The sequence below is a fragment of the Aquabacterium sp. genome (assembly GCF_036273115.1).
GTDB lineage: Bacteria > Pseudomonadota > Gammaproteobacteria > Burkholderiales > Burkholderiaceae_C > Aquabacterium.
The window spans coordinates 140579-161709 of the sequence record NZ_DASUIN010000001.1 but is presented as its reverse complement, the minus strand read 5'-3'; the positions used below and the strand labels follow the sequence as shown (position 1 = coordinate 161709).

Annotated in this window: 13 protein-coding genes, 1 other RNA gene and 1 pseudogene; 13 read left to right on the top strand and 2 right to left on the bottom strand. The window is 60.1% G+C overall.

Going from position 1 to position 21131, the window contains the following annotated elements:
• The 11 genes from argJ to VFW72_RS00695 form a co-directional block, all read left to right on the top strand.
• On the top strand, nucleotides 1-817 hold an 817-nt coding region (argJ, locus tag VFW72_RS00745; protein ID WP_329672339.1), incomplete at its 5' end, for a bifunctional glutamate N-acetyltransferase/amino-acid acetyltransferase ArgJ.
• A gap of 182 nt (nucleotides 818-999) precedes the next feature.
• The gene (locus VFW72_RS00740; protein ID WP_329672338.1) at nucleotides 1000-3405 is read left to right on the top strand and encodes a YCF48-related protein; all 2406 of its coding nucleotides are present in this window, start codon (nucleotides 1000-1002) and stop codon (nucleotides 3403-3405) included.
• 100 nt (nucleotides 3406-3505) lie between these two features.
• Nucleotides 3506-3876: a transfer-messenger RNA gene (gene ssrA, locus VFW72_RS00735) on the top strand.
• A gap of 178 nt (nucleotides 3877-4054) precedes the next feature.
• Nucleotides 4055-5314 carry a tyrosine-type recombinase/integrase gene (locus tag VFW72_RS00730; protein WP_329672337.1) on the top strand — a complete coding sequence of 420 codons (1260 nt, stop codon included), beginning with the start codon at nucleotides 4055-4057 and terminating at the stop codon, nucleotides 5312-5314.
• A 346-nt stretch (nucleotides 5315-5660) separates the two neighbouring features.
• Complete coding sequence (locus VFW72_RS00725; RefSeq protein WP_329672336.1) at nucleotides 5661-6263, top strand: hypothetical protein; 603 nt, start codon at nucleotides 5661-5663, stop codon at nucleotides 6261-6263.
• A 296-nt stretch (nucleotides 6264-6559) separates the two neighbouring features.
• Entirely contained in the window at nucleotides 6560-6775 is a 216-nt protein-coding gene (locus VFW72_RS00720; protein WP_329672335.1) for a hypothetical protein, read from the top strand.
• A gap of 3 nt (nucleotides 6776-6778) precedes the next feature.
• Nucleotides 6779-7336, top strand: a complete 558-nt coding sequence (gene radC, locus VFW72_RS00715) for a RadC family protein (RefSeq protein WP_329672334.1) — start codon at nucleotides 6779-6781, stop codon at nucleotides 7334-7336.
• A gap of 17 nt (nucleotides 7337-7353) precedes the next feature.
• Nucleotides 7354-8238 (top strand): hypothetical protein, encoded by an 885-nt coding sequence (locus VFW72_RS00710; protein ID WP_329672333.1) that lies wholly within the window; start codon nucleotides 7354-7356, stop codon nucleotides 8236-8238.
• A 152-nt stretch (nucleotides 8239-8390) separates the two neighbouring features.
• Nucleotides 8391-8636 carry an AlpA family transcriptional regulator gene (locus VFW72_RS00705; protein ID WP_329672332.1) on the top strand — a complete coding sequence of 82 codons (246 nt, stop codon included), beginning with the start codon at nucleotides 8391-8393 and terminating at the stop codon, nucleotides 8634-8636.
• Entirely contained in the window at nucleotides 8633-9022 is a 390-nt protein-coding gene (locus VFW72_RS00700; RefSeq protein ID WP_329672331.1) for a hypothetical protein, read from the top strand. Before VFW72_RS00705 ends, VFW72_RS00700 begins: the two co-directional genes overlap by 4 nt.
• Nucleotides 9019-11871 carry a DUF927 domain-containing protein gene (locus VFW72_RS00695; RefSeq protein ID WP_329672330.1) on the top strand — a complete coding sequence of 951 codons (2853 nt, stop codon included), beginning with the start codon at nucleotides 9019-9021 and terminating at the stop codon, nucleotides 11869-11871. Before VFW72_RS00700 ends, VFW72_RS00695 begins: the two co-directional genes overlap by 4 nt.
• 1700 nt (nucleotides 11872-13571) lie before the next feature.
• Here the strand turns inward: VFW72_RS00695 and VFW72_RS00690 are convergent.
• Together VFW72_RS00690 and chrA are read right to left on the bottom strand one after the other, a co-directional pair.
• Nucleotides 13572-15500, bottom strand: a complete 1929-nt coding sequence (locus tag VFW72_RS00690; protein WP_329672329.1) for an acyltransferase family protein — start codon at nucleotides 15498-15500, stop codon at nucleotides 13572-13574.
• A gap of 38 nt (nucleotides 15501-15538) precedes the next feature.
• Nucleotides 15539-16894 carry a chromate efflux transporter gene (chrA, locus tag VFW72_RS00685; protein WP_329672328.1) on the bottom strand — a complete coding sequence of 452 codons (1356 nt, stop codon included), beginning with the start codon at nucleotides 16892-16894 and terminating at the stop codon, nucleotides 15539-15541.
• Nucleotides 16895-17012: 118 nt separating this feature from the next.
• Between chrA and VFW72_RS00680 the strand changes: the two genes are divergently transcribed.
• On the top strand, nucleotides 17013-18740 hold the full coding sequence (locus tag VFW72_RS00680; RefSeq protein WP_329672327.1) for a monovalent cation:proton antiporter-2 (CPA2) family protein: 1728 nt from the start codon (nucleotides 17013-17015) through the stop codon (nucleotides 18738-18740).
• A gap of 74 nt (nucleotides 18741-18814) precedes the next feature.
• Nucleotides 18815-21130: pseudogene (locus tag VFW72_RS00675) on the top strand (ribonucleoside triphosphate reductase).
• Nucleotide 21131: the final 1 nt, after the last annotated feature.

The following is a 21131-nucleotide window of genomic DNA, read 5'->3' as shown; positions in this document are numbered from 1 at the left end:
GCTGGCCGATGCCAGCCCCGGCCACTGGCTGCGGGCTGCCGAGGCCATCATGACCACCGATACGGTGGCAAAGGCCTTCAGCCGCCAGGTAGCCATCGATGGCGCCACGGTGACCATCACCGGCATCAGCAAGGGCGCCGGCATGATCCGGCCGAACATGGCGACGATGCTGGGCTTCCTCGCCTGCGATGCGCGGGTCGGTGCGGCGGTGCTGGGCCAGCTCGCGCTGGAGCTGGCCGAGGGGTCCTTCAATCGCATCACGGTGGATGGCGACACCTCCACCAACGATTCGTTCGTGGTGATTGCCAGCAACCGCGCGGCGCACCCGCCGATCGACTCGCTCGCGAGCCCGGCGGGGCAGGCGCTGAAGGCCGGCATGCTGGAGGTGGCTCGTCTGCTGGCCCAGGCCATCGTGCGCGACGGCGAAGGCGCCACCAAGTTCATCAGCATCACCATCGACGGTGGCCGCACCGAGGAAGAGTGCCAGAAGGCGGCTTACGCCATTGCGCACTCGCCTCTGGTCAAGACTGCCTTCTTCGCCAGTGACCCCAACCTGGGCCGCATCCTGGCTGCCGTGGGCTATGCCGGCATTGACGATCTGGACCAGAACCTGATCGAAATGCACCTGGACGACGTGCACGTGGTGACCAAGGGCGGTCGCAACCCCAGCTACCGTGAAGAAGACGGCCAGCGCGTGATGAAGCAAAGCGAAATCACCATCCGCGTGAACCTGTCGCGCGGCCAGGCCACCTCCACCGTGTGGACCTGCGACCTGTCGCACGACTACGTGACCATCAACGCCGACTACCGTAGCTGACCGTCCACAATACGGAAAAAGGCCCTTTGCAAATTAGGCAAAGGGCCTTTTTCTTTGGTACAGGACAAGCCCAGTTTTGGATTTTCAGACAAGAAGCGCACTGACCCCGAATCGCGGAGTAGGCAAGCAACAAGCTCCCTCTTAGACTTCGCGCGTTTTTCGCCATATCGGGGGGGCCAAAAGTGGCTCAGAAGTTCATTCGTATCGCCGTCATCACAGGATTGGTTTGGTCAATAACAGCTTGCGGCGGCGGCGGCGCAAGCGATCCGTCCAGCCCCGCGGCAACGGTTTCTTCGGTCCTCCCCGAGGCGGTCAACATTCTTGCCCCCGAGGGCGGCAGCGCTGGCGCCACCATTACGTTCTCCACGGATCTCAACGAGTCAAATGCCGGTTTGACCTTCGCGTGGAGTTTTGGAGATGGCGCAACCAGCACAGAAGCGAATCCCCGTTATCAATACTCACAGCCGGGAGAGTATGTGGTGACGCTGTTGCTTACGCTGCCAAACGGCAGCCAGATCCAAAGCAAACGCAACATCACCGTCAGCCTTCCGAGCAACTTGCAAAATGCGTTGTGCGACGAAGCCCGCGTCAAGGGCTGGTGCTGGCAGACTCCCAACACCACGGGCAACAAAGTTAACGGTACCTTTTTCTTGGATGCCCAACTGGGCTGGGCTTTCGGTACAGGCGGCCTCGTTCTAAAAACAAACGATGCTGGCCAGTCTTGGAGCAAGCTGAACCTGCCGATCCAGCAAGAAATTCTGGGCGTCAAATTTCGTGACAGCCAATACGGCTGGGCGATTGCCACCAATGGCATCGCCTTGGTGACCGAAAACGGTGGATTGACTTGGACAAGCCATTTCACCGACCATAGGATTAGAGAATCGTCAGACCTTCAATCTATCGTACTGAAGGACGCAACGATATTGATTGTGGGAAGGGTCGCTGCCACCGCATCGACTGACCACGGCGAAACTTGGTTCAACTCGGGCCTGTCTGGTTCCTGGCCAATTTTTGTGACTCAGTCTGGAGAAATGTGGACACGCGATCTGTCGTCCATCGTTGTGTCGCGAGACTTCGGGCGCAACTTCACGCCAACACTGAATCTGCCATACAACGCTCAAGAGACTTACATCTGGTTCGTTGACTCTCAGCGCGGATGGGTCGCAGCACACGAAACGGTCGACGACGTTCACTTTACGTCGATCTGGAAAACCATTGACGGCGGTGCCACATGGGTGAAGATCGCACAGGTACAGCGCCCAATTCGCACTCCAGCCAACGCCTGGAACCCAGACAACGTACCCAGCCAGATGCGCTTCTTTGACGCCAACAATGGCTGGCTTGAGTTAGGTGCCTGGACAGATCCAATCAGCTTTGTCACCCGCGACGGAGGTGTAACCTGGAGTGAACTGGTCTCTCCGTGTCCCAACAGCACAAAAATGATCGTTCCAGATCCAGACCGTCAGCCAGATGCACGGTTAATGGCTGTGTACTGCACTAACGGCGATAAACCCGGCCCAATGTATGGCACCCTAGATAGCGGCCGTTCATGGCAGTCACTGGGTGACCCATTCTCTTTGCGAATTCCCGTGACGAACGATGGTGTCATCGAACCCAATCGCGCAGCCTATTTGGGTGGAGCCAGTTACCTTGTGCGCGCAGAGGACGGAACCCGTATCACCCGAGACAGCGGTTTGACGTGGAATTTGGTGATTCAAGGTAAAGGAACTCGATCGGCAATTGCTGGCGTTTCCTTCCTTAACGACCAACGAGGCTTTGCGATTGGGGAAAATCGGAGATTGTTCGAAACCCGCGATGGTGGACGCCAGTGGACCCCCGTTCAAAAAGAGGGCCCCGGCCTTGGCGTCAGCCAAATCAATTACTTCCGCTTCTTCTCAGAGACGATTGGCTGGCGACTGATTGACAACACCATCAGCAAAACCAATGATGGCGGAGCGACCTGGCTACCTGTGAGCCAAGCCAACAACGGTGCCACGGCTCTGTTTATGCTGACCGCCGACCGTGGTTGGGCGACGTTGCAGGATGGTACGGTGGCGGCAATCAAGAACGGGGCTATTGTCAATGCCCTTTCCACCTTGCCAGTAATCCCAACACCCACTGCACTTCACTTCGTGTCAGAAGACCTTGGATTCATGGGGACCGCAACGGGCGTGATTCGTAAGACCACCGATGGCGGCAAGACTTGGCGGGCCATTGCGACCGATACGAAAGATCAGATTCGCAAGATTGTGTTTGTTGATGAGCAAACTGGCTGGGCCATCTCAAGCTACTACAACTTCAGTGGACAAGTCTTGAAAACCGTTGACGGTGGTGCAACCTGGACCTCGGTCGCCTCAGCAGGAAACGACAACGGCTACAGTGACATTTTTGCAATTGATCGCCAGCACGTTTGGGTGACCGGAGGTAACGGCCTGATTGCCGCATCCACAGACGGAGGGAAAAGTTGGTCAGCCCAGACGCAGGGAGTTACCGGCGCTCTGCGCCAGATTTTCTTTGTCAACGCAAGCACGGGCTGGGCAGTTGGCGAAAACGGCTCCATCCTGACAACGGCATCTGGTGGCTTCTAAACGACTCGAGCGCCCTCTTGAAAAAGAGGAAAGCACCTGCATCTAAGCAATAAGGTCAGGCAGGCCGGAACAATCCGGCCTACAATGACCAAACTTTCCTGGGGCCGACCTGGTTTCGACGTGGGTGCGGATGCGGGATAGGGCATGTCGAGCACCAGTCAGCTCGTAAATCCACTGGAAAAAAACTAACTGCAAACGACGAATCGTTCGCACTCGCCGCTTAATACCGGTGAGCCTCTCAACAGTTGGCCTATGGGCTGGGTTTGAGTCGCAAGACAAGAGCTGAGAGGTCATTCACATAGGCTGGGTTTCATGCGGGTCACTCGCATGGGGCCAAGATCAAGTGACTGGCTGATCTGGTAGCGTGCTTCTGCGCGATCAGGTTGGCGAGATCTAAATCAGACAGCTAAACATGTAGATCTACTCGTTGATGGCTTACGGACGGGGGTTCAATTCCCCCCGGCTCCACCAATTTAACCTCCAGCGTCATCCGCTGAAGTACAAAACCCCTAGAGAAATCAACGCTCTAGGGGTTTTTTGTTGTCCATTGCGGTGCGGGTAAGTCTATGGACATCCGCCCCACTTTGCGGGTAACTTTGTGGGTAACCGACTTACCCGCAAACCAGTTACCCACAACGGGGTTACCCACATGGCCACCAAGAACGCCACAAACAAGCTGACGGACCCAGCCATTCGCAATGCCAAACCGCAATCCAAAGCCTTCAACCTAGCGGACGGCGGCGGCCTTGGCCTGGAGGTACAACCCAGCGGCGCGAAGTGGTGGCGGTTCCGGTACCGATTCGACGGCAAAGAAAAAATGCTGTCCTTCGGCACCCACCCAGAGGTGACGCTGAAGGATGCCCGCGAACGCCGAGAAGGCGCCCGGCGCGAACTGGCGGCAGGTATCGACCCTGGGGCAAAGCGCAAGGCCGAAAAGGAAACACGGGCCGAAGTGGCCACCAACACCTTCGAGGCCGTGGCCCGTGAGTGGCACAAGGCCGTGCATGTGGCCAAGGTTTCAGAAGGCCACGCGGCGAGAAACCTGCTACGCCTGGAGCAAGACGCTTTCCCCCACATCGGCGCCATGCCAATAGCCGACATCACGGCGCCGAAGTTGCTAGACATGCTGCGCAAAGTGGAAGCACGTGGCGCCATCGAGACGGCCCACCGTGTGCGCCAGGTGTGCGGCCAGGTATTCCGGTACGGTATTGCCACAGGCCGGTGTGAGCGCGACCCAGCGGCAGACCTTCGGGACGCCCTGCAGCCGGTAATCGTGAAGCACCACGCGGCCATTCTTGACCCCAAGGAGGTAGGCGCCTTGCTCCGCGCCTTTGATGACTACCAAGGCCACCCCGTGACGCGAGGCGCCCTCAAGCTGGCCCCTTTGGTGTTTCTGCGGCCCGGTGAGCTGCGCCAGGCTGAATGGGCCGAGTTCGACCTCGATGCGGCTATGTGGTCCATACCTGCGGCCAGGATGAAGCGCACCAAGCAACAGAAAGCCAGCGGCACGCCCCACCTCGTGCCCCTCTCCACCCAGGCCGTGGCCGTGCTGCGCGAACTGGAGCGCATCACGGGCCGGGGTCAGTACGTTTTCCCCAGCCTACGCAGCCCAAAGCGCCCAATGAGCGACAACGCTGTGTTGTCTGCACTGCGGCGCATGGGGTACGGCAAAGAAGAGATGAGCGGGCATGGCTTCCGGGCTATGGCCCGCACCCTCATGGCCGAGCGCCTGGGCATTGATGACAACGTGATAGAGGCGCAGCTTGCCCACTCAGTCAAGGACAGCCTCGGACGGGCATACAACCGCACCGAGTTCTTGGAGCAAAGGCGCGACATGATGCAACGGTGGTCAGACTACCTGGACAGCCTGCGCCAGGGTGCCCAGGTCATCCCCTTCAAAACCGCCTGAGCATCCCCGAGCGCAGCACCGAACGGCCCCACGCGGGCCGTTTCGCGTTTTGGGGCGTCGATTCTGCTGGGGATGTGGGGAGAAGCAAGGCTGATTCCTCAGAACCCCGATGAATAAAGGCTTTCCGGCCTTTTGAGGGAGTGGGGAGAAGTTGGGCTGTATATGAGGAGAGAGTGAGGAGAACTCTCTATTTCTTGTAATACCTATCCTCACCCCTCACCACCTCGCCCCGGCCCCTTGCGGCCTTGCTTGGACCGCAGCGGATAAAGGCGGACGAAGGCGCGGCGGCGTTCTCCCTGGCGCCCCAACCTTACGCGCCCGACACAAATGGGAAATACGATGCCTCTTGTGTGTTGAATTCAACCAACTGCAAGGGCAGAAAATGATCGGGGACCAAAGGACTGGATGCATCGCTGGCGTAGTTATCAGCATGGTTGCGCATGAGAAACCCACCGTGACCGTAGGCGGCGAGCTGGCTCAACTGGCCATCATCACAAACGATGGCACCGTGATCGCATCGGGCGAGCAAGTCAGCACCCAGGTCGCAGCAGTCGTCATCAACTGCTACCGCGCCATGTGGAAGGCACAAGGCCATCTGCGCGTGTACAGCGAACCGATCTTGCCGATTGCAGGACTCAGAGGGCCAAAAGACATACAAGAACAAGAGACCGAACACATCGGGAGCATCCTCATCAGCACGGTTGCGCATGAGTCGCCCACAGCGACCGTAGACGGCAAGCTTGCCCAACTGGCAATCATCACTGACGGTAACACCGTGATCGCATCCGGCCAGCAAGTCAGTAACGAAGTGGCCGCTGTGGTTATCAACTGCTACCGCGCCATGTTGATTGCCCAGGGCCGTCTGCGCGTGTACACCGAACCAATCTTGCCATCTGCGATAGTGAGAAGCACTAGGGAAGCAGGGCAGTTGGTGCGCTCAAAGCTGTAGAGCAGCTGAGCATGTGATTGCATGCGCATAATTCCGCGTGCAATAATCTGAACAACCCGAAAGGGCCGGTGCTTCAAAACACCTTTTCGCAAAGCGGTGAGCCTCCCCGATAGTGAGGCTTTGTCACGTCCGTACACAGGCGGCCCCAGGCATTGGGGCGGCCACTGGTTGCGGGTGGGATGGGGCTACCCGTAAGGGCGTCCGCACGTCTTTGCGCGTGTTTTGAACATCCCGCCCACCCTTCATGCTTCAAAACATGGTGGGTGGCTTCAAGTCTCGCAAAGGAGCCTGAAACCATGACCGACATCACCAAGCCCGTCAGCGAGCTGGACAAAGCCCAGCTTTTCGCCCAAGCGGAAAACTCCCTGAGCGTGGCCCTGTTCCACCTTCGCCAGCCTGCGGCTAACGTGCCCGGCGCATCCCGCAAGGCCGTGCAGGCCCTGGCCGCGTTGAACCAATTGCGCGGCCTGGTCGAAGGCGGCGGCTCGATGGCTGCGACGGTGGAGGGCTGAACAATGGCAACACGCAAGAAGGCCAACGCGGCAACGCAAACCGCACAAGCTCAGTCACCCGCAGTGGTCATGAGCGCCCAGCACGAGCAAGCGGTGATCATGGCCGCCCTCGCCATTGTTGAGGCCCGACTGAAGGCCGTGACCTTAACTGTTAGCTCGCCCGAACCCGTTAAGAACTTCTTGAAGCTTCAGCTTGGTGCCCTTGAACGTGAGGTGTTCGGCGTGATGTTCTTGAACGCTAAGAATCGCATGATCGCTTTCGAGATCATGTTTCAAGGCACGCTTACGCAAACATCCGTGTACCCGCGTGAAGTGGCCCGCCGCGCCCTGGAGCACAACGCTGCAAGCGTGATCCTTGCCCACAATCACCCATCAGGGGTGATCATGCCAAGCACGTCGGACAAGCTGTTGACGGATACGCTAGAACGTTCATTGGCCTTGATTGATGTCGCGGTTCTTGATCATGTCATTGTGGGCGGGGTCAAAGCCTACTCATTCGCAGAACAAGGGCTTCTAGACCGCACCAAGGCGCCAGAGGCGGATGCAGCCTGCACACGATGAACTCAGAGGAACATGGCATGGCAAGCAACAACGTGACAAGCCTGCATCAGGGTGACCGCACTGTAGAACCTCCTGACGGGTGGCAGGCAAGCACACCATTCGGGCACCTGTCGAGCGATGGTACGAAGGCGGGGAGACTGGCTCGCCTGGGTGATGTTCTCAAATGGATTGAGGTTGGCCGCGAATGGCCGCGCGATGAGGCATTGAAATGCCTGCTCAATCGACTTCCTGTCGATGCCATGGGCCGTATATACCGGGTGCAGCCTGGAAGCTTTGCTTGCAAAGTATCAGAGTCGGAAAGCTTCGGATTTCCCGCTACCCAACAGCGTCAAGAAGCAAACAGAGCCAATTCGGCCAGTGCACTAAAAAGCGGGGCGTTTGCCTCTCCTGAATGGTTGGCTGAGTTTGCACCAGTGCACCGAGTCTCGGCCCCGGTAGCATTGAGGCCCACCGCAGATCCGGGAGTGCCCGCACTTCGTTTGCTGCTATCCACCTGCTGGAGCAAGCCAACGACCAGGGACGCCAGAACGCGTGCAGACGTGTGCACCACCACCATGCAGGGCAAGGCATGGCAGGCCAACTACCTGGCTGTGCCACTACTCAAGGCGTTTGAATGGTGGGGTTATGGGCGTCTGGTTGATGCTGGGATTGGCGAGGAAACGGGCCGGGACAACCTGGACCTTGCCACCGGTCCCGCCAGCGGATGGACTGACGCACGAATCGCAGCCAGGCACGCCGAACTGAAGGCGGCTGGAGAACGGGCGCCCACGCTCAAGCTTTGCGAGGAGTCAGGTCTTTCTGATCGCGAGATTCGCCGCGCAAAGGCAAGGGTGAAGGCATCCGGCCCACTTGGGCAGGCGGTCGCCGTTCTAGCCACCCGGCCCGGCAATAAGCGACGGTAGTCTGCCGGGCTGGTTCAGCCTGGGGCCTCTGTTCATGCGGCATTCAAGCCCGGCAAAACTGCCGGTTTGCCAGGCAAGGCTTGCCGCCTGAACCTTTCATAACCGCGTCAGTGCACGTCAACGGATGCACGGCGGTCGATGAAAGGTAACCCATGCAAACTCCCGCGCCTGCCGTGCACCTGGCCCACTCCGCCAAGCCCGTCATTCCCCGTGATCGCCTATTGCGCCTGAACGAAGTTGAAGTTCTCAGTGGCTGCAAGAAGTCAACCATTTACAAGCTGATGAAGGAGGGGAAATTCCCGGCCTGCGTCCGCATCACATCCCGTATGTCCGCATGGCCTGAATCACTGGTTTTGCAGTGGGTTCAAGACCGCATCCAAAAGGGAGGTGTGGCATGAGCTCAAATGAAAACATCTCTCAGCTTAAGGATCTGAAGTCTGCTTTGCGCGTCTTGGCTGCGGCCCAGACTCAAAACTTTGGTGAGCACAGCAAAGCAATGGACTTAGCTGGTGACTTGATCGCACGCGCAAGCGACGCATTGCACGCGGCACTGAAACGTCAGCCTGACCCCGGATCTGCGATTGAAACCATGCGCCAGGATGACGAAGAAGCTCCCCCTATTGCCGAAGGATTTGAACCGGCGATTTTGCAAGCGCTTGAGCAACTTAATGCCGCCTATGTATGCCTGTTCGTAAAGGCAGGTGATGCACTTTCAGCCTGCATGTTGTCGATCAGTGAAGAACGGCAATTGTTAGAGCACCAAATACGCATCAACCAGCAATGAAGCGACACATCACGCCCGATCTAGTTCGGGCCGCACTGGCGTGCGTGCCCCCTGACCTTCCTCGTGAGGAATGGGCTCGTGTAGGCATGGCTATCAAGTCCGAAATGGGCGCCGATGGCCTCTCCCTGTTCGACAACTGGTCCCAGGGAAGCGAGCGATACAACAAGGCCGATACCCGCGACACCTGGCAAAGCATCAAAGCCGGGGGCCGGGTGAGCATCGGCACTCTGTTTCACATTGCCAAGGGCCACGGCTTCAAGTTTGAGGACAAGCCAGGCGAGGCCCGGCCCGACTCAGCCAGCATCAAAGCAATGGCCGAAGCACGCAAGGCCCGCGACGAAGCAGAGCGCAAAGCCACCGAGGCAGCTCACAACAAGGCCGCCGAGCTGGCCGCCAAGCTGTGGAACGAAGCCACAGAGACAACCAGCACACCTTATCTGGAGCGAAAAGGCGTGAAGGGGGTGGGTGTGCGGGCAGATGCGCATGGCGTACTGTTGGTGCCGATGCGAGACGAACGCGGGGTAATGTGGAACCTGCAAAGGATTGCACCAAACAAGCCCGCAGAAGGCCCGGAAAAGCGATTCCTGAAGGGTGGCCGCAAAGCTGGCCTTATGCATTGGATCGGCGAGCCAAACGGGGCCGGTGTGCTGTTGCTGTGTGAAGGCTTCGCCACGGGCGCCAGCCTGTACCAAGCGACGGGGCACCCGGTGTGCGTCACCTTCGACGCGGGCAACCTGCCAACCGTAGCAAAGGCGGTGCGGGGGCTGCGGCCTTCTGCCCTGCTGGTCATGTGCGGCGACAACGACAAGGCCACCGAGACCAGTGCGGGCCGCAACCCAGGCAAGGAAAAGGCCCTACAAGCGGCCAAAGCCGTGCGAGGTGTAGCCACCTGGCCGGAAGGCTTGCCCGATGGCCTCACCGACTTCAACGACGCCCACCAGACACAAGGGCTTGAGGCCGTGAAGGCCCGCATACAAGAGGCCATCCAAAGCATGCAAGACAAAAGCAACAAGGCCAGCCAGGAAGGCAAGGCCAGCGACAAGCCGGCTACACCCGATGTGCCCGAGGTGCTTGACCGCTTCTTGGTGAGCGATGAAGGCGTGTTCTACCTGGGGCAAGACCAAGACGGCAGAGCCACGGCCCCGCAATGGATTTGCAGCCGCCTGGACGTGACGGCCACCACCCGCGACGAAGATGGCCAGGGGTGGGGCTTCCTGCTGACCTTCACCGATCCTGCGGGCACCCTGCGCACTTGGGCCATGCCTGCCCGCATGCTGGCCGGTGATGGCGGCGAGTACAGGGCCGCGCTGCTGAACATGGGCCTACGCATTGCCAGCGGCACCAATGCACGCAACAGGCTCACCCAGTACCTTCAAACTCGCCAGCCTGCCGAGATGGCCCGGTGTGTGGATCGCTTGGGGTGGCATGGTCGCGCCTATGTGCTGCCCCGCGAAACCTTGAGCCAGGCCGATGATGAACGCATCGTGTACCAAGCTGACGGCTTGGCCGAGAACCCATTCAAACAGCGAGGCACCGTCGAGCAATGGCGGGACAAGGTAGCAGCCTTTTGCGTCGGGAATGACCGGCTTGTGTTTGCAGTGTGCTGCGCCCTGGCCGGTGCCCTGGTGCGTCATGCGGGTGTCGATAGCGGGGGTTTCCACCTGCGGGGCGGGTCGAGCTGTGGCAAGACAACCGCCTTGAAGGTGGCAGCTTCGGTGTGGGGTGGCGCCTCATACATGCAGCGGTGGCGGGCAACAGACAATGCCCTGGAAAGCATCGCAGCTCAACACTGTGACGGCCTGCTGATCCTTGATGAGCTTGCCCAGGTTGACCCAAAGACGGCGGGCGAATGCGCCTACATGCTGAGCAACGAGCAAGGCAAGGCACGCAACACCCGCACCATGCAAGCCCGGCCCCGTTTGTCCTGGCGCCTGTTGTTCTTGTCTGCTGGCGAAATCAGCCTGTCTCAGCACATGGCCGAAGGCGGCAAGCGCAGCAAGGCCGGGCAGGAACTACGCATGGCCGATGTTCCCGCCGATGCTGGCCAAGGCTTGGGCCTCTTCAACGTGCTGCATGAGCTGCCCAGCGGTGCGGCCCTATCTATGCACCTGGGCAAGGCATGCGAGACCCACCACGGCACAGCGGGCCGGGCCTGGCTGCAATGGCTGGTCGAGCATGTTGACACCCTGCGAGATGCATGCCGGGCCGGGATTGAGCAACACGCACAGGACTGGATACCCGAGGCAGCGAGCGGCCAGGTTCAACGGGTGGGCAGGCGCTTCGCCCTGCTGGCTGTGGCTGGTGAGTTGGCAACCGAGGCGGGCATTACTGGATGGCCCCAGGGAGAGGCTACACGCGGTGTGCGAGCTTGTTTCAATGCGTGGCTTGCCTCACGCGGCGGCATTGGTGATGCCGAGGTGACCAACATGCTCAGCCAGGTGCAAAGGCTGCTGGAGGAGCGTGGCGCCAGTTGCTTTGCCTGGATGAACCGGGTAGCGGACGACCGGGCGCCGAACCCGACAGAGCGTTGGGGCTTCCGGCGCCTGGTGGACAAGAAAGGCAAACCCATCAGCCGCATGGATGACGCGAACGAGTATGGGCGGGCTGTGGAGTTTCTGGATGATGACGGCACAGAGGTGGAGTATTTCGTCTTGGTCGAGGCATTCAGAAACAAGCTGTGTGAAGGGTATGACCCGGTGACTGTGGCCCGCCTGCTGGCAAAGCGTGGGCATCTGGTGCCAGAGTCGGATCGGCGCCTTGATCGCAAGGAGTACATCAAAGGCCAGGGCTATGCCCGCGTGTTTCGCATCAAGGCGAGCATCTTGGCCGATGAGGGTGGTGACATCTAGCCTCACCCACAAAAGTCTATTCTTACAAATTGTGGATAACTTTGCCGTAAAAATCTACACAATCGAATTTCACCAGGGGTTAGATTTGCTTAATTTTTAAGCACAGAAGCGAGGCCCTTTATTCATCGGCAGTTCAAGCCGATAGGGGTGTGCATAACTTGTAATCCGTACTTCCTACAACGGGCGTTATGTAAACCAAAGTAGAGTTTTCGCAGTGTTTGATCTACTTTATGCGATGTGGTACGCTGCATGCAGCGTACTGGATAGCCGCAAGGAACACCGAATTGAAAGCGACAGACACACCCCACGACACGCCAGGACATGAGCCAATCACGCCTGAGCAGTTTGACGAAGCTCTTCACGCTCTTGGCTGGAAGGCTGTGGACTTTACCCGGAAGGCAGGACTTGTGCCGAACACGGCATGGCGTTGGCGTAAGGGTCATGCTCCTATTCCTCTCTGGGTGGGTGAGTACTTGGGGGCCATGCTTGAAATCCAGCGTCTCTACAGTCGATTTGTTGCCATCAATCCGCCCAGCCGTGAGCCCTCCTCCCCTAGTGCTGAGCCTTGAGCCTCTGCCGGTGTTGCCTGCCTGAACATCCAGCCAGGACAGCAAGCACCCGCACATCAGCCCGGCACCTGGCCGGGCTTTTTCGTTTGGGCCGGGTGCGGTGGGGGCCGCGTGGTGGGCACGTCTCCCGCCCCATTGGATGCCCTGTCATTGCCCCAGCTCACAGAATCAGCCCTGCACCCCTGGAGCTGAGCCTTGAGCCTCTGACGGCGTTGCCTGCCTGTACATCCAGCCAGAACAGCAAGCACCCGCACATCAGCCCGGCACCTGGCGGGGCTTTCTCGTTTGGGCCGGGTGCGGTGGGGGCCGCGTGGTGGGCACGTCTCGCGCTTGTTTTGGGGCGGTTTACTTGCTCCAGACTTAGGAGAACCGGCCCCTGGCCTTGAGGTGCCTGGGCTCACTGGACTTGTGTGGACAGATTGAGGTTGGTTTTCTCCCCATATCCCCACATCCGGGGATATGTAAACGCGAAATGTGGGGAGAGAAAAACTCCAAACACATCAACGACTTAGCCAAATTTCTCCCCATATCCCCGGTCTCCCCGCAAATTTTGAGTCAAGTCCGTTGCTGCGTCTTGGGGGTAACGTGTAGGAGGACGCTCCCCATGTGGCTGCGGGTCCTCCTGAGAGGGGCCCGTCAAGGGTAATTCGGACCCCGCTCGCCGCCTAGTTTTGAAGCCCTTCATAGGGGGGTTGTCGAAACCATTTATGCACACATGGCCTGCATTGCGCACGGTTACAAATGGGTCTCTTTGCCAATTTCGCTTGCGAAGTAGGACATTTGCTGTTGATCGATTGGCGCCAATTTTTCCGCCAAATGTCGATTAACGATGGTCGTTATATCAGGCGCGGAATTGTATGGTCGTTATGGTTATTAGGCGAGGATGTGGCGCGTACACTGCACCCCTGGCTTTCCGGTGATAGCTCATGAACGTCGCCCATTTGCCAACCAGTTGTTGGGGTAGCGGGATCAAGTTGCGGGTAACTTTGCGGGTAACTGCACCCCCACACCAAGACAACATCCTTTATCCATCGTGGTTTCAAGGCGACATTCAAGTGACCCCGGCCCACCAATACCCAAAAATCCCAACCCTCACCGGTTGGGATTTTTTTTGCCTACTACGCCAGGAAATCAATGCGCCTGCTGCACGATCCGCTGCCCCAGGTTCATTTGCAAACCCAGTCGGGTTGAGCCCGCATGGGAGAGGTGCCCCGCATCCCGGTAGATCGGCGTTTGCGCCATCACACTCTCACAGCGCCCCTGGTGGCAGTTGAAATCGGCCAAGTCTATGACCTCCACATCGGCCTGGTCAGGAAACAGGGCCATGAGCGTGGTGACCTGCGACTGGCTTTGGCGCGCGGCAGACAAGGCAAAGCGGCAGCGTTGGTCAACCCGCTCGCTGGTCGTCAAGAGACCCATGCCCAGGCGTTCGGCACACACACCCAGGTCAACATCCGACCCGAGTGACGGGGGTGGAGACACAACCACGACCTTTTTGTGCAAGGCATGCAATCGGGCCACGGTGCGGCCCAGAGAGGCGGCCATTTCGTTTGCGTCAGGGGTGATGAACTGGCCCTGCGCGTTCACCACCGGATCATCAAAGAGGTATTGCCAGCGTGATGACAGCACCACGTACTCGACCTCGGGCGCATGAGCCAACCATTGCAGCACCGATTCGTTGAAAGCCAGGCAGCGCCGGGCTCGATCAGCAGGGTCATCGGGCATCAGGCGCGCCATGTCCAACAAGGGTGCGCAGACGCTGCGGGTGGCCTGAATCACGCCCTGCCCGTGGGGTGAAGAGGCCTGAATGCCGCCGATCAGGTGCATGGCGTAGCTGTCACCCCAAACCAGGGTATGAGCATGCTCGCGGGTCTGACAGCCAGGCTTGGGGGCGAAGGCCGTTTCGAACTCGCAACTGGGGCCCAGGCCAAAGTTGGGCTGCAGCGCCTGCGCCCACTGCTGCCCCGCCGGTTGCTGAATGCGCCAGAACAGCACCGCACATGCGGCCAACAAGGGCACACCCAGCCACAACAGTTGGCGGCCCAGCGCCGGCCAGGTGTCCACTTTGCGAAAAGGCTGCTCCACCAAGCGATGGGACAGCCAAGCCAGAGGGAAGGTCAACGCCAGCAAGGCCCACGACACTGAAGCGGGCAGACCATCCAGCCACACATGCCGCGCCAAGGCGAGCACCGGCCAGTGCACCAGATACAGCGAGTAGGACACGTCGCCCACCCAGCCCAGGGCGCGCATGGCCAGGTGGCTGCGGTTGAGCGCGGCCGAGGGCCAAAGGATGAGAATGGCGGTAGCGAGGCAGACCAGCAAGGCATCGGTACGCGGGTGGACCTCGTCCCAACCCCAGATCAAGCTGCCGGCCATGATGGGCAGCGCCAGCCAGGCACTGTCGAGGCGCGCAGGCAGCGACCGAACCCTTGCACGCACCGCGGGTAAAGCGCACAGCGACCCCAGCATCAACTCCCAGGCGCGAGATGGCAACAGGTAGAACGAGGCCGATGGCGCCTCATCGTTCAGCCACAGGCACAGGCCCGCACTGGCCAAGGCGAGGGCCAGCAGCATCCACCCACGCCAGCGCTGGCCAGCCCAGATCAACACCAACGGCAGCACGAAGTAATACTGCTCTTCCAGAGCCAGGGACCAGGTGTGCAACAGCGGCTTGAGGTCAGCGCTGCTGTCGAAGTAGCCGCTTTGCAGCCACAACACGATGTTGGCGCTGAAGCTCATGGCCCCGCCAAGTTGCGCCGCGTAGTCACGCAGCGCAGCAGGCCCGAGGACCCAGGGCGCAGCGAGCGTGGTCAGCAGCAAGGCGGCCCACGCTGCCGGCAGCAAGCGGCGCGCACGACGAAGGTAGAACGTGCTGGCGCTGAAGCACGCCTGATCCAGGCTGTCCAAGATGACCCGGGACATCAGAAAGCCCGAGATCACAAAGAAGATGTCGACGCCGAGAAAGCCCTTGCCAAGGCCTGGCAAGTTGAAATGAAAAATCAGGACAGACAGAACCGCGATGGCACGCAGGACCTGTATGTCGGGTCTCATGGAATGCATGGCCCGGATTATCGGCGGGCCACGCGATCAGCCCGCCATCAGCCAACCAGGGCTGGCGACACCACAACCTTCCAAAGCAGACCCACCAAAGCGCACGCTGCAATCACGTGGGTGACCTTGATTTGAAAGCGAAACAGCGCCACCGTGGCCGCCACCGCAATCAGGGCAGACATCCACTCGAACTGACCCGTGAAGCCGTTCGGCCACAACACGTGGTAGCCGAAAAACAGGGCCAGATTCAGGATCACGCCGACCACCGCGCCCGTGATGGCCGTCAGGGGAGCGGTGAACTTCAGATCATCATGAGTCGATTCGACCAGCGGCCCGCCCGCCAGAATGAAAACGAACGAGGGCAGGAAGGTGAACCAGGTGACCAGTGCCGCCGCAGTAGCGCCCGCAAGAAAGAGCGCGTCAGGGCCAAACAAGGCTTTGACATAGCCCCCCACAAAGCCCACGAACGACACGACCATGATCAGCGGGCCCGGAGTGGTTTCCCCCAAGGCGAGGCCGTCGATCATCTGGCTAGGGGTGAGCCAGCCATAGTGCCCGACCGCCCCTTGGTACACATAGGGCAGCACCGCGTAGGCCCCACCAAACGTCAGCAAAGCGGCTTTGGTGAAGAACCATCCCATTTGTGTCAAGGGGTGTGCCCACCCCAGCCCCCCAGACAGCAGCCCCATGGGCACCAGCCACAGCAATACGCCAATGGCCACCACCCGAGCCAACCGACTCCAGCGAAAGCGGGCGTGCTCAGGCGTAGGGGTGTCGTCGTCAATCAAGGCGGGACCGTATGAGTGCTTGGCCGCCCCATGCCCGCCACCGGCCTTGAACTTCTCTGGCGCCAAACGCCCACCGAGGTATCCAATCGCAGCCGCAGCCGCCACGATGGCGGGAAACGGCACATTGAGCGCAAAGATGGCGACAAAGGATGCGGCCGCAATCGACCACAGCCAATTGTTTTTCAGGGCGCGCGTGCCGATGCGATGCGCCGCTTGCACCACGATGGCGGCCACCGCGGGCTTGATGCCGTAAAACAGCCCCGCTACCGCCGGCACTTCGCCAAAAGCGATGTAAAGCCAGGACAGGAAGATCAAGATGAACAGCGAGGGCAACACAAACAGCCCCCCCGCCACAATGCCACCCCAGGTGCGGTGCATGAGCCAGCCAATGTAGGTGGCCAGTTGCTGCGCCTCCGGCCCGGGCAAGACCATGCAGTAGTTCAGCGCATGCAGAAAGCGCTTTTCGCTGATCCACTTGCGGCGCTCGACCAACTCGGTGTGCATGATGGCAATTTGCCCGGCTGGCCCGCCAAAGCTGATGAAGCCCAATTTGAGCCAGAAGGCAAAGGCTTGCCAGAAGCTCACAGGTTGGACGCTGGAAGATGAAGTATTCATTCGAGGTTGTGGTTGGAGGCGTGGCAAACAAGCCAACGGCCCCGAAGATACCGCTCTTTTCCGGCCAGTTGCATGCAGATCGCTAGGCAAAATAGACCATGCACTATGTTGGAGCACGATGGAGCACACCAGCCCCCTCCCCTTTCTGCATGAAGCCCTGCTGTTCCTGATCCTGGCAGGCATCCTGATCCCCCTGCTGCAGCGCCTGCGCATCAATCAGGTGCTGGGCTTTCTGGTCATGGGCATGGTCGCTGGGCCCAATGGCCTGGGCCTGTGGGTGAGCGAGTGGCCTGCGCTCAAGTTGCTGACCTTTGCCGACAGTGCCTCGGTGCACAGCCTGGCAGAACTGGGCGTGATTTTTCTGATGTTCCTGATCGGACTGGAGGTGTCGCCCGAGCGCATCTGGGCGCTGCGCCGCTGGGTGTTCCTGGGTGGCACCGCTCAGGTGTTGATCAGTGCCGCCATCATCGGCGCCTTGGCTTATGCGTTTGGAAACGCCGCTGGCGTAGCCCTGATGTTGGGCCTCGTGCTGTCCTTGTCCTCCACGGCCGTGGTCATGCAACTGCTGACAGACCGACGCGCCATGACCAGCCCCACCGGACAGGCATCGTTTTCGATTCTGATGCTGCAGGACTTTGCCGTGGTGCCACTTCTGATTTTGGTGGACCTGCTGACGCGCCCAGCCCAGTCAGGCGTGACGACCCTGGTTGTCGGCACCGTGCTGAAGTCAGTGGCTGCCGTGGTCTTGATTTACCTGCTGGGCAAGCGGGTGGTGAGCCCACTGTTTCGTGTGTTTGCGCACCGCCGCCAGCCCGAGGTGTTCATGGCCCTGACGCTTCTGGTCGCGCTGGGCACAGCCGAGATCACGTCGCGCGCGGGGCTGTCGATGGCACTGGGTGCTTTTCTGGCTGGCTTGCTGCTGTCCGAAACGCCCTATCGGCATGAGGTGGAAGTCACCGTCGAGCCCTTCAAGGGCTTGCTGATGGGGGTGTTCTTCATGTCGGTGGGCATGGGCATTGACCTGCGAGAGGTGGCCCGCAACCATGTGTGGATCTTGCTGTCGGTGATGGGGCTGCTGACCATCAAGGCCGCCGTGGTGACCGGCATTTTCCGCGTCGGTGGACGAACCTGGGGCCAATCGATCGAAGGTGGCTTGCTGCTGGCTCAAGGCGGTGAGTTCGCATTCATTGTGGTCGGCTATGCAGCAGCCGCGCATTTGATTCCACCCGAGGTCGCGCAGTTCATGCTGCTGGTGGTCAGCCTGAGCTTGATGGTGACCCCGTTGGTGGCTCGCCTGGGCCACGTCATTGGCCAGCGCCTGGATGACACCCAGCCGCACCCCACACGAGACGAGGCCCTGCCCGAAGGGCTGGCCGGGCACGTGGTCATTGCCGGCTTTGGCCGCGTGGGCCAACTGCTGGCCAAGGTGCTCGAACAACAAGGCGTGCCTTATGTGGCCATTGAGCACGATGCCCATGTGGCCGCACGCTTGCGCGCACAGGGCTTGCCTGTGTTCTATGGCAACGCGGCCCGTTCCGAACTGCTGCGCAAGCTGCACACCGAGCACGCCGCCGCGCTGCTGATCACCATGGACCAGCCTTCTGCGGCCATGCATGCCGTGACCGCTGCGCGCCAGGCCTACCCCGAGTTGCCCATCTACGCCCGTTCACGCGACGAGCAGCACGCGCGCGAACTGCGCGAAGTGGGCGCCACGGCCGTGGTGCCCGAAACGCTGGAGGCCGGGCTGCAGTTGTCGGGCTATGCGCTGCACACACTGGGTGTGCCCGAAAACGACATCACGCTTGTTCTGGAACAAGAACGGGAACGCCGCGTTCAACTGCGTTGAGTGGAAACCCGATTGAATCACTGGGACTTTGACGGGGATCAACCGTAGGGATATTTCGATCTCAAACACTACCTATGGTGTTTTCAAGCAAGAAAAACACTATATCTAGTAGGAGACGAGCCATGCCCATCAGCACCGACCCGGTGGCCGTGATCAAGCGCAACGGCGCCACAGCCAGTTTCACCCTCGACAAAATCACCCACGCCATTGCCTGCGCAGGCCAGGCCACTGGCGAGTTCGATGACGCGCGCGCCCTCACTCTGGCGCAGGCCGTTCTGGCTCGGCTGCAACGCCGGGTGCCCACGGTGGAGCAGGTGCAAGATCAAGTCGAGCGCACGCTGATCGACGCGGGTCACTTCGACACGGCGCGTGCCTACATCGTGTACCGCGAACGCCGCTCGGCGCTGCGACAAGACAAGGCTTGCGCCGTAGACGTAGAACGGTCGGTGAACGAATACCTGTCGCAGCAAGATTGGCGGGTCAACGCCAACGCGAACCAGGGCTACTCGCTGGGCGGCTTGATCTTGAACGTGTCGGGCAAGGTCATTGCCAACTACTGGCTGACCCATGTCTACCCCACCGAAATTGGCCATGCCCACCGCGAGGCCGACATCCACATCCACGACCTCGACATGCTGTCGGGCTACTGCGCGGGTTGGTCACTGCGCACCTTGCTGCACGAAGGCATCAATGGTGTACCCGGCAAGGTGGAAGCTGGGCCGCCCAAGCATCTTTCGAGCGCGGTGGGGCAGATCGTCAACTTTCTGGGCACGCTGCAAAACGAATGGGCCGGCGCGCAGGCTTTCAGTTCGTTCGACACCTATCTGGCACCTTACATCCGCAAAGATGGGCTGGCCTATGAACAGGTGCGCCAATGCATTCAGGAGCTGGTCTACAACCTGAACGTGCCTTCCCGCTGGGGCACACAAACGCCTTTCACCAACCTGACGTTTGACTGGGTCTGCCCCGACGACTTGAAGGAACAGGTGCCCGTGATTGCCGGCCAGGAAATGCCGTTTGCCTACGGCGACCTGCAAGTGGAAATGGACATGATCAACCGCGCCTACATCGACGTGATGATGGACGGCGACGCCAAAGGCCGTGCCTTCACCTTTCCCATTCCCACCTACAACATCACCAAGGACTTCGCCTGGGAGCACCCCAACACCGAGCGCCTGTTCGAGATGACGGCCAAGTACGGCTTGCCCTACTTCCAGAACTTCTTGAACTCGGACTTGCAGCCCAACATGATCCGATCGATGTGCTGCCGCCTGCAGTTGGACCTACGCGAGTTGCTCAAGCGCGGCAACGGCTTGTTCGGGTCGGCAGAGCAAACGGGCTCATTGGGCGTGGTGACCCTGAACTGCGCCCGCTTGGGTTACCTGTACCAAGGCGATGAAGCAGCCTTGCTGGCCCGTGCAGACGAGTTGATCGAGCTGGGCAAGAACAGCCTGGAGATCAAGCGCAAGGTCATCCAGCAGCACATGGACAACGGTCTGTTCCCCTATACCAAGCGCTACTTGGGTACCTTGCGCAACCATTTCTCTACGCTCGGCGTGAACGGGATCAACGAGATGATCCGCAACTTCACCGACGATCTGGAAGACATCACCACCCCCTGGGGCGAGGCCTTTGCCCTGCGCTTCCTGGACCACATTCGCGCTCGCATAGTCGAGATTCAGGAAGAGACCGGCCACCTCTACAACCTTGAGGCCACGCCCGCTGAAGGCACCACCTACCGCTTTGCCAAGGAAGACCGCAAGCGCTTTGCCGACATCTTGCAGGCTGGCCCGGCCGACATGCCCTACTACACCAACTCGTCGCAACTGCCCGTGGGCTTTTGCGATGATCCCTTCGAAGCCCTGCAACGCCAGGAAGCCCTGCAATCGAAATACACCGGCGGCACAGTGCTGCACCTTTACCTGGGTGAACGCGTGTCGTCTGCCAAGGCCTGCAAGGAGTTGGTGCGTCGCGCCCTGAGCCGCTTCCGCCTGCCTTACATCACCATCACCCCGACGTTTTCGATCTGCCCCAAGCACGGCTACATCGCTGGCGAGCATGAGTTCTGCCCGCGTTGCGATGAAGAAGCCCTGGCCCGCAAACAGCTCGCCAACGGGCCCAGCTCGTGCTGCGGCTCGCACTGATTCCCCATCCACCCAAGCCAACAAGGAGTTGCCATGCCCCTGCGTACCACTGCCCCCGTCCATCCCGTGCTGCACGATAGCGAACGCCAACGCTGCGAGATCTGGACCCGCGTGATGGGCTACCACCGCCCCGTGTCGTCGTTCAACACGGGCAAGAAAGGCGAGTTTGCCGAGCGCCTGTACTTCCGCGAAGACAGCACAGGCAGCCAGAAGGCGGCTTGCCCTGAAGCGCGCGAAACCGCCTGAG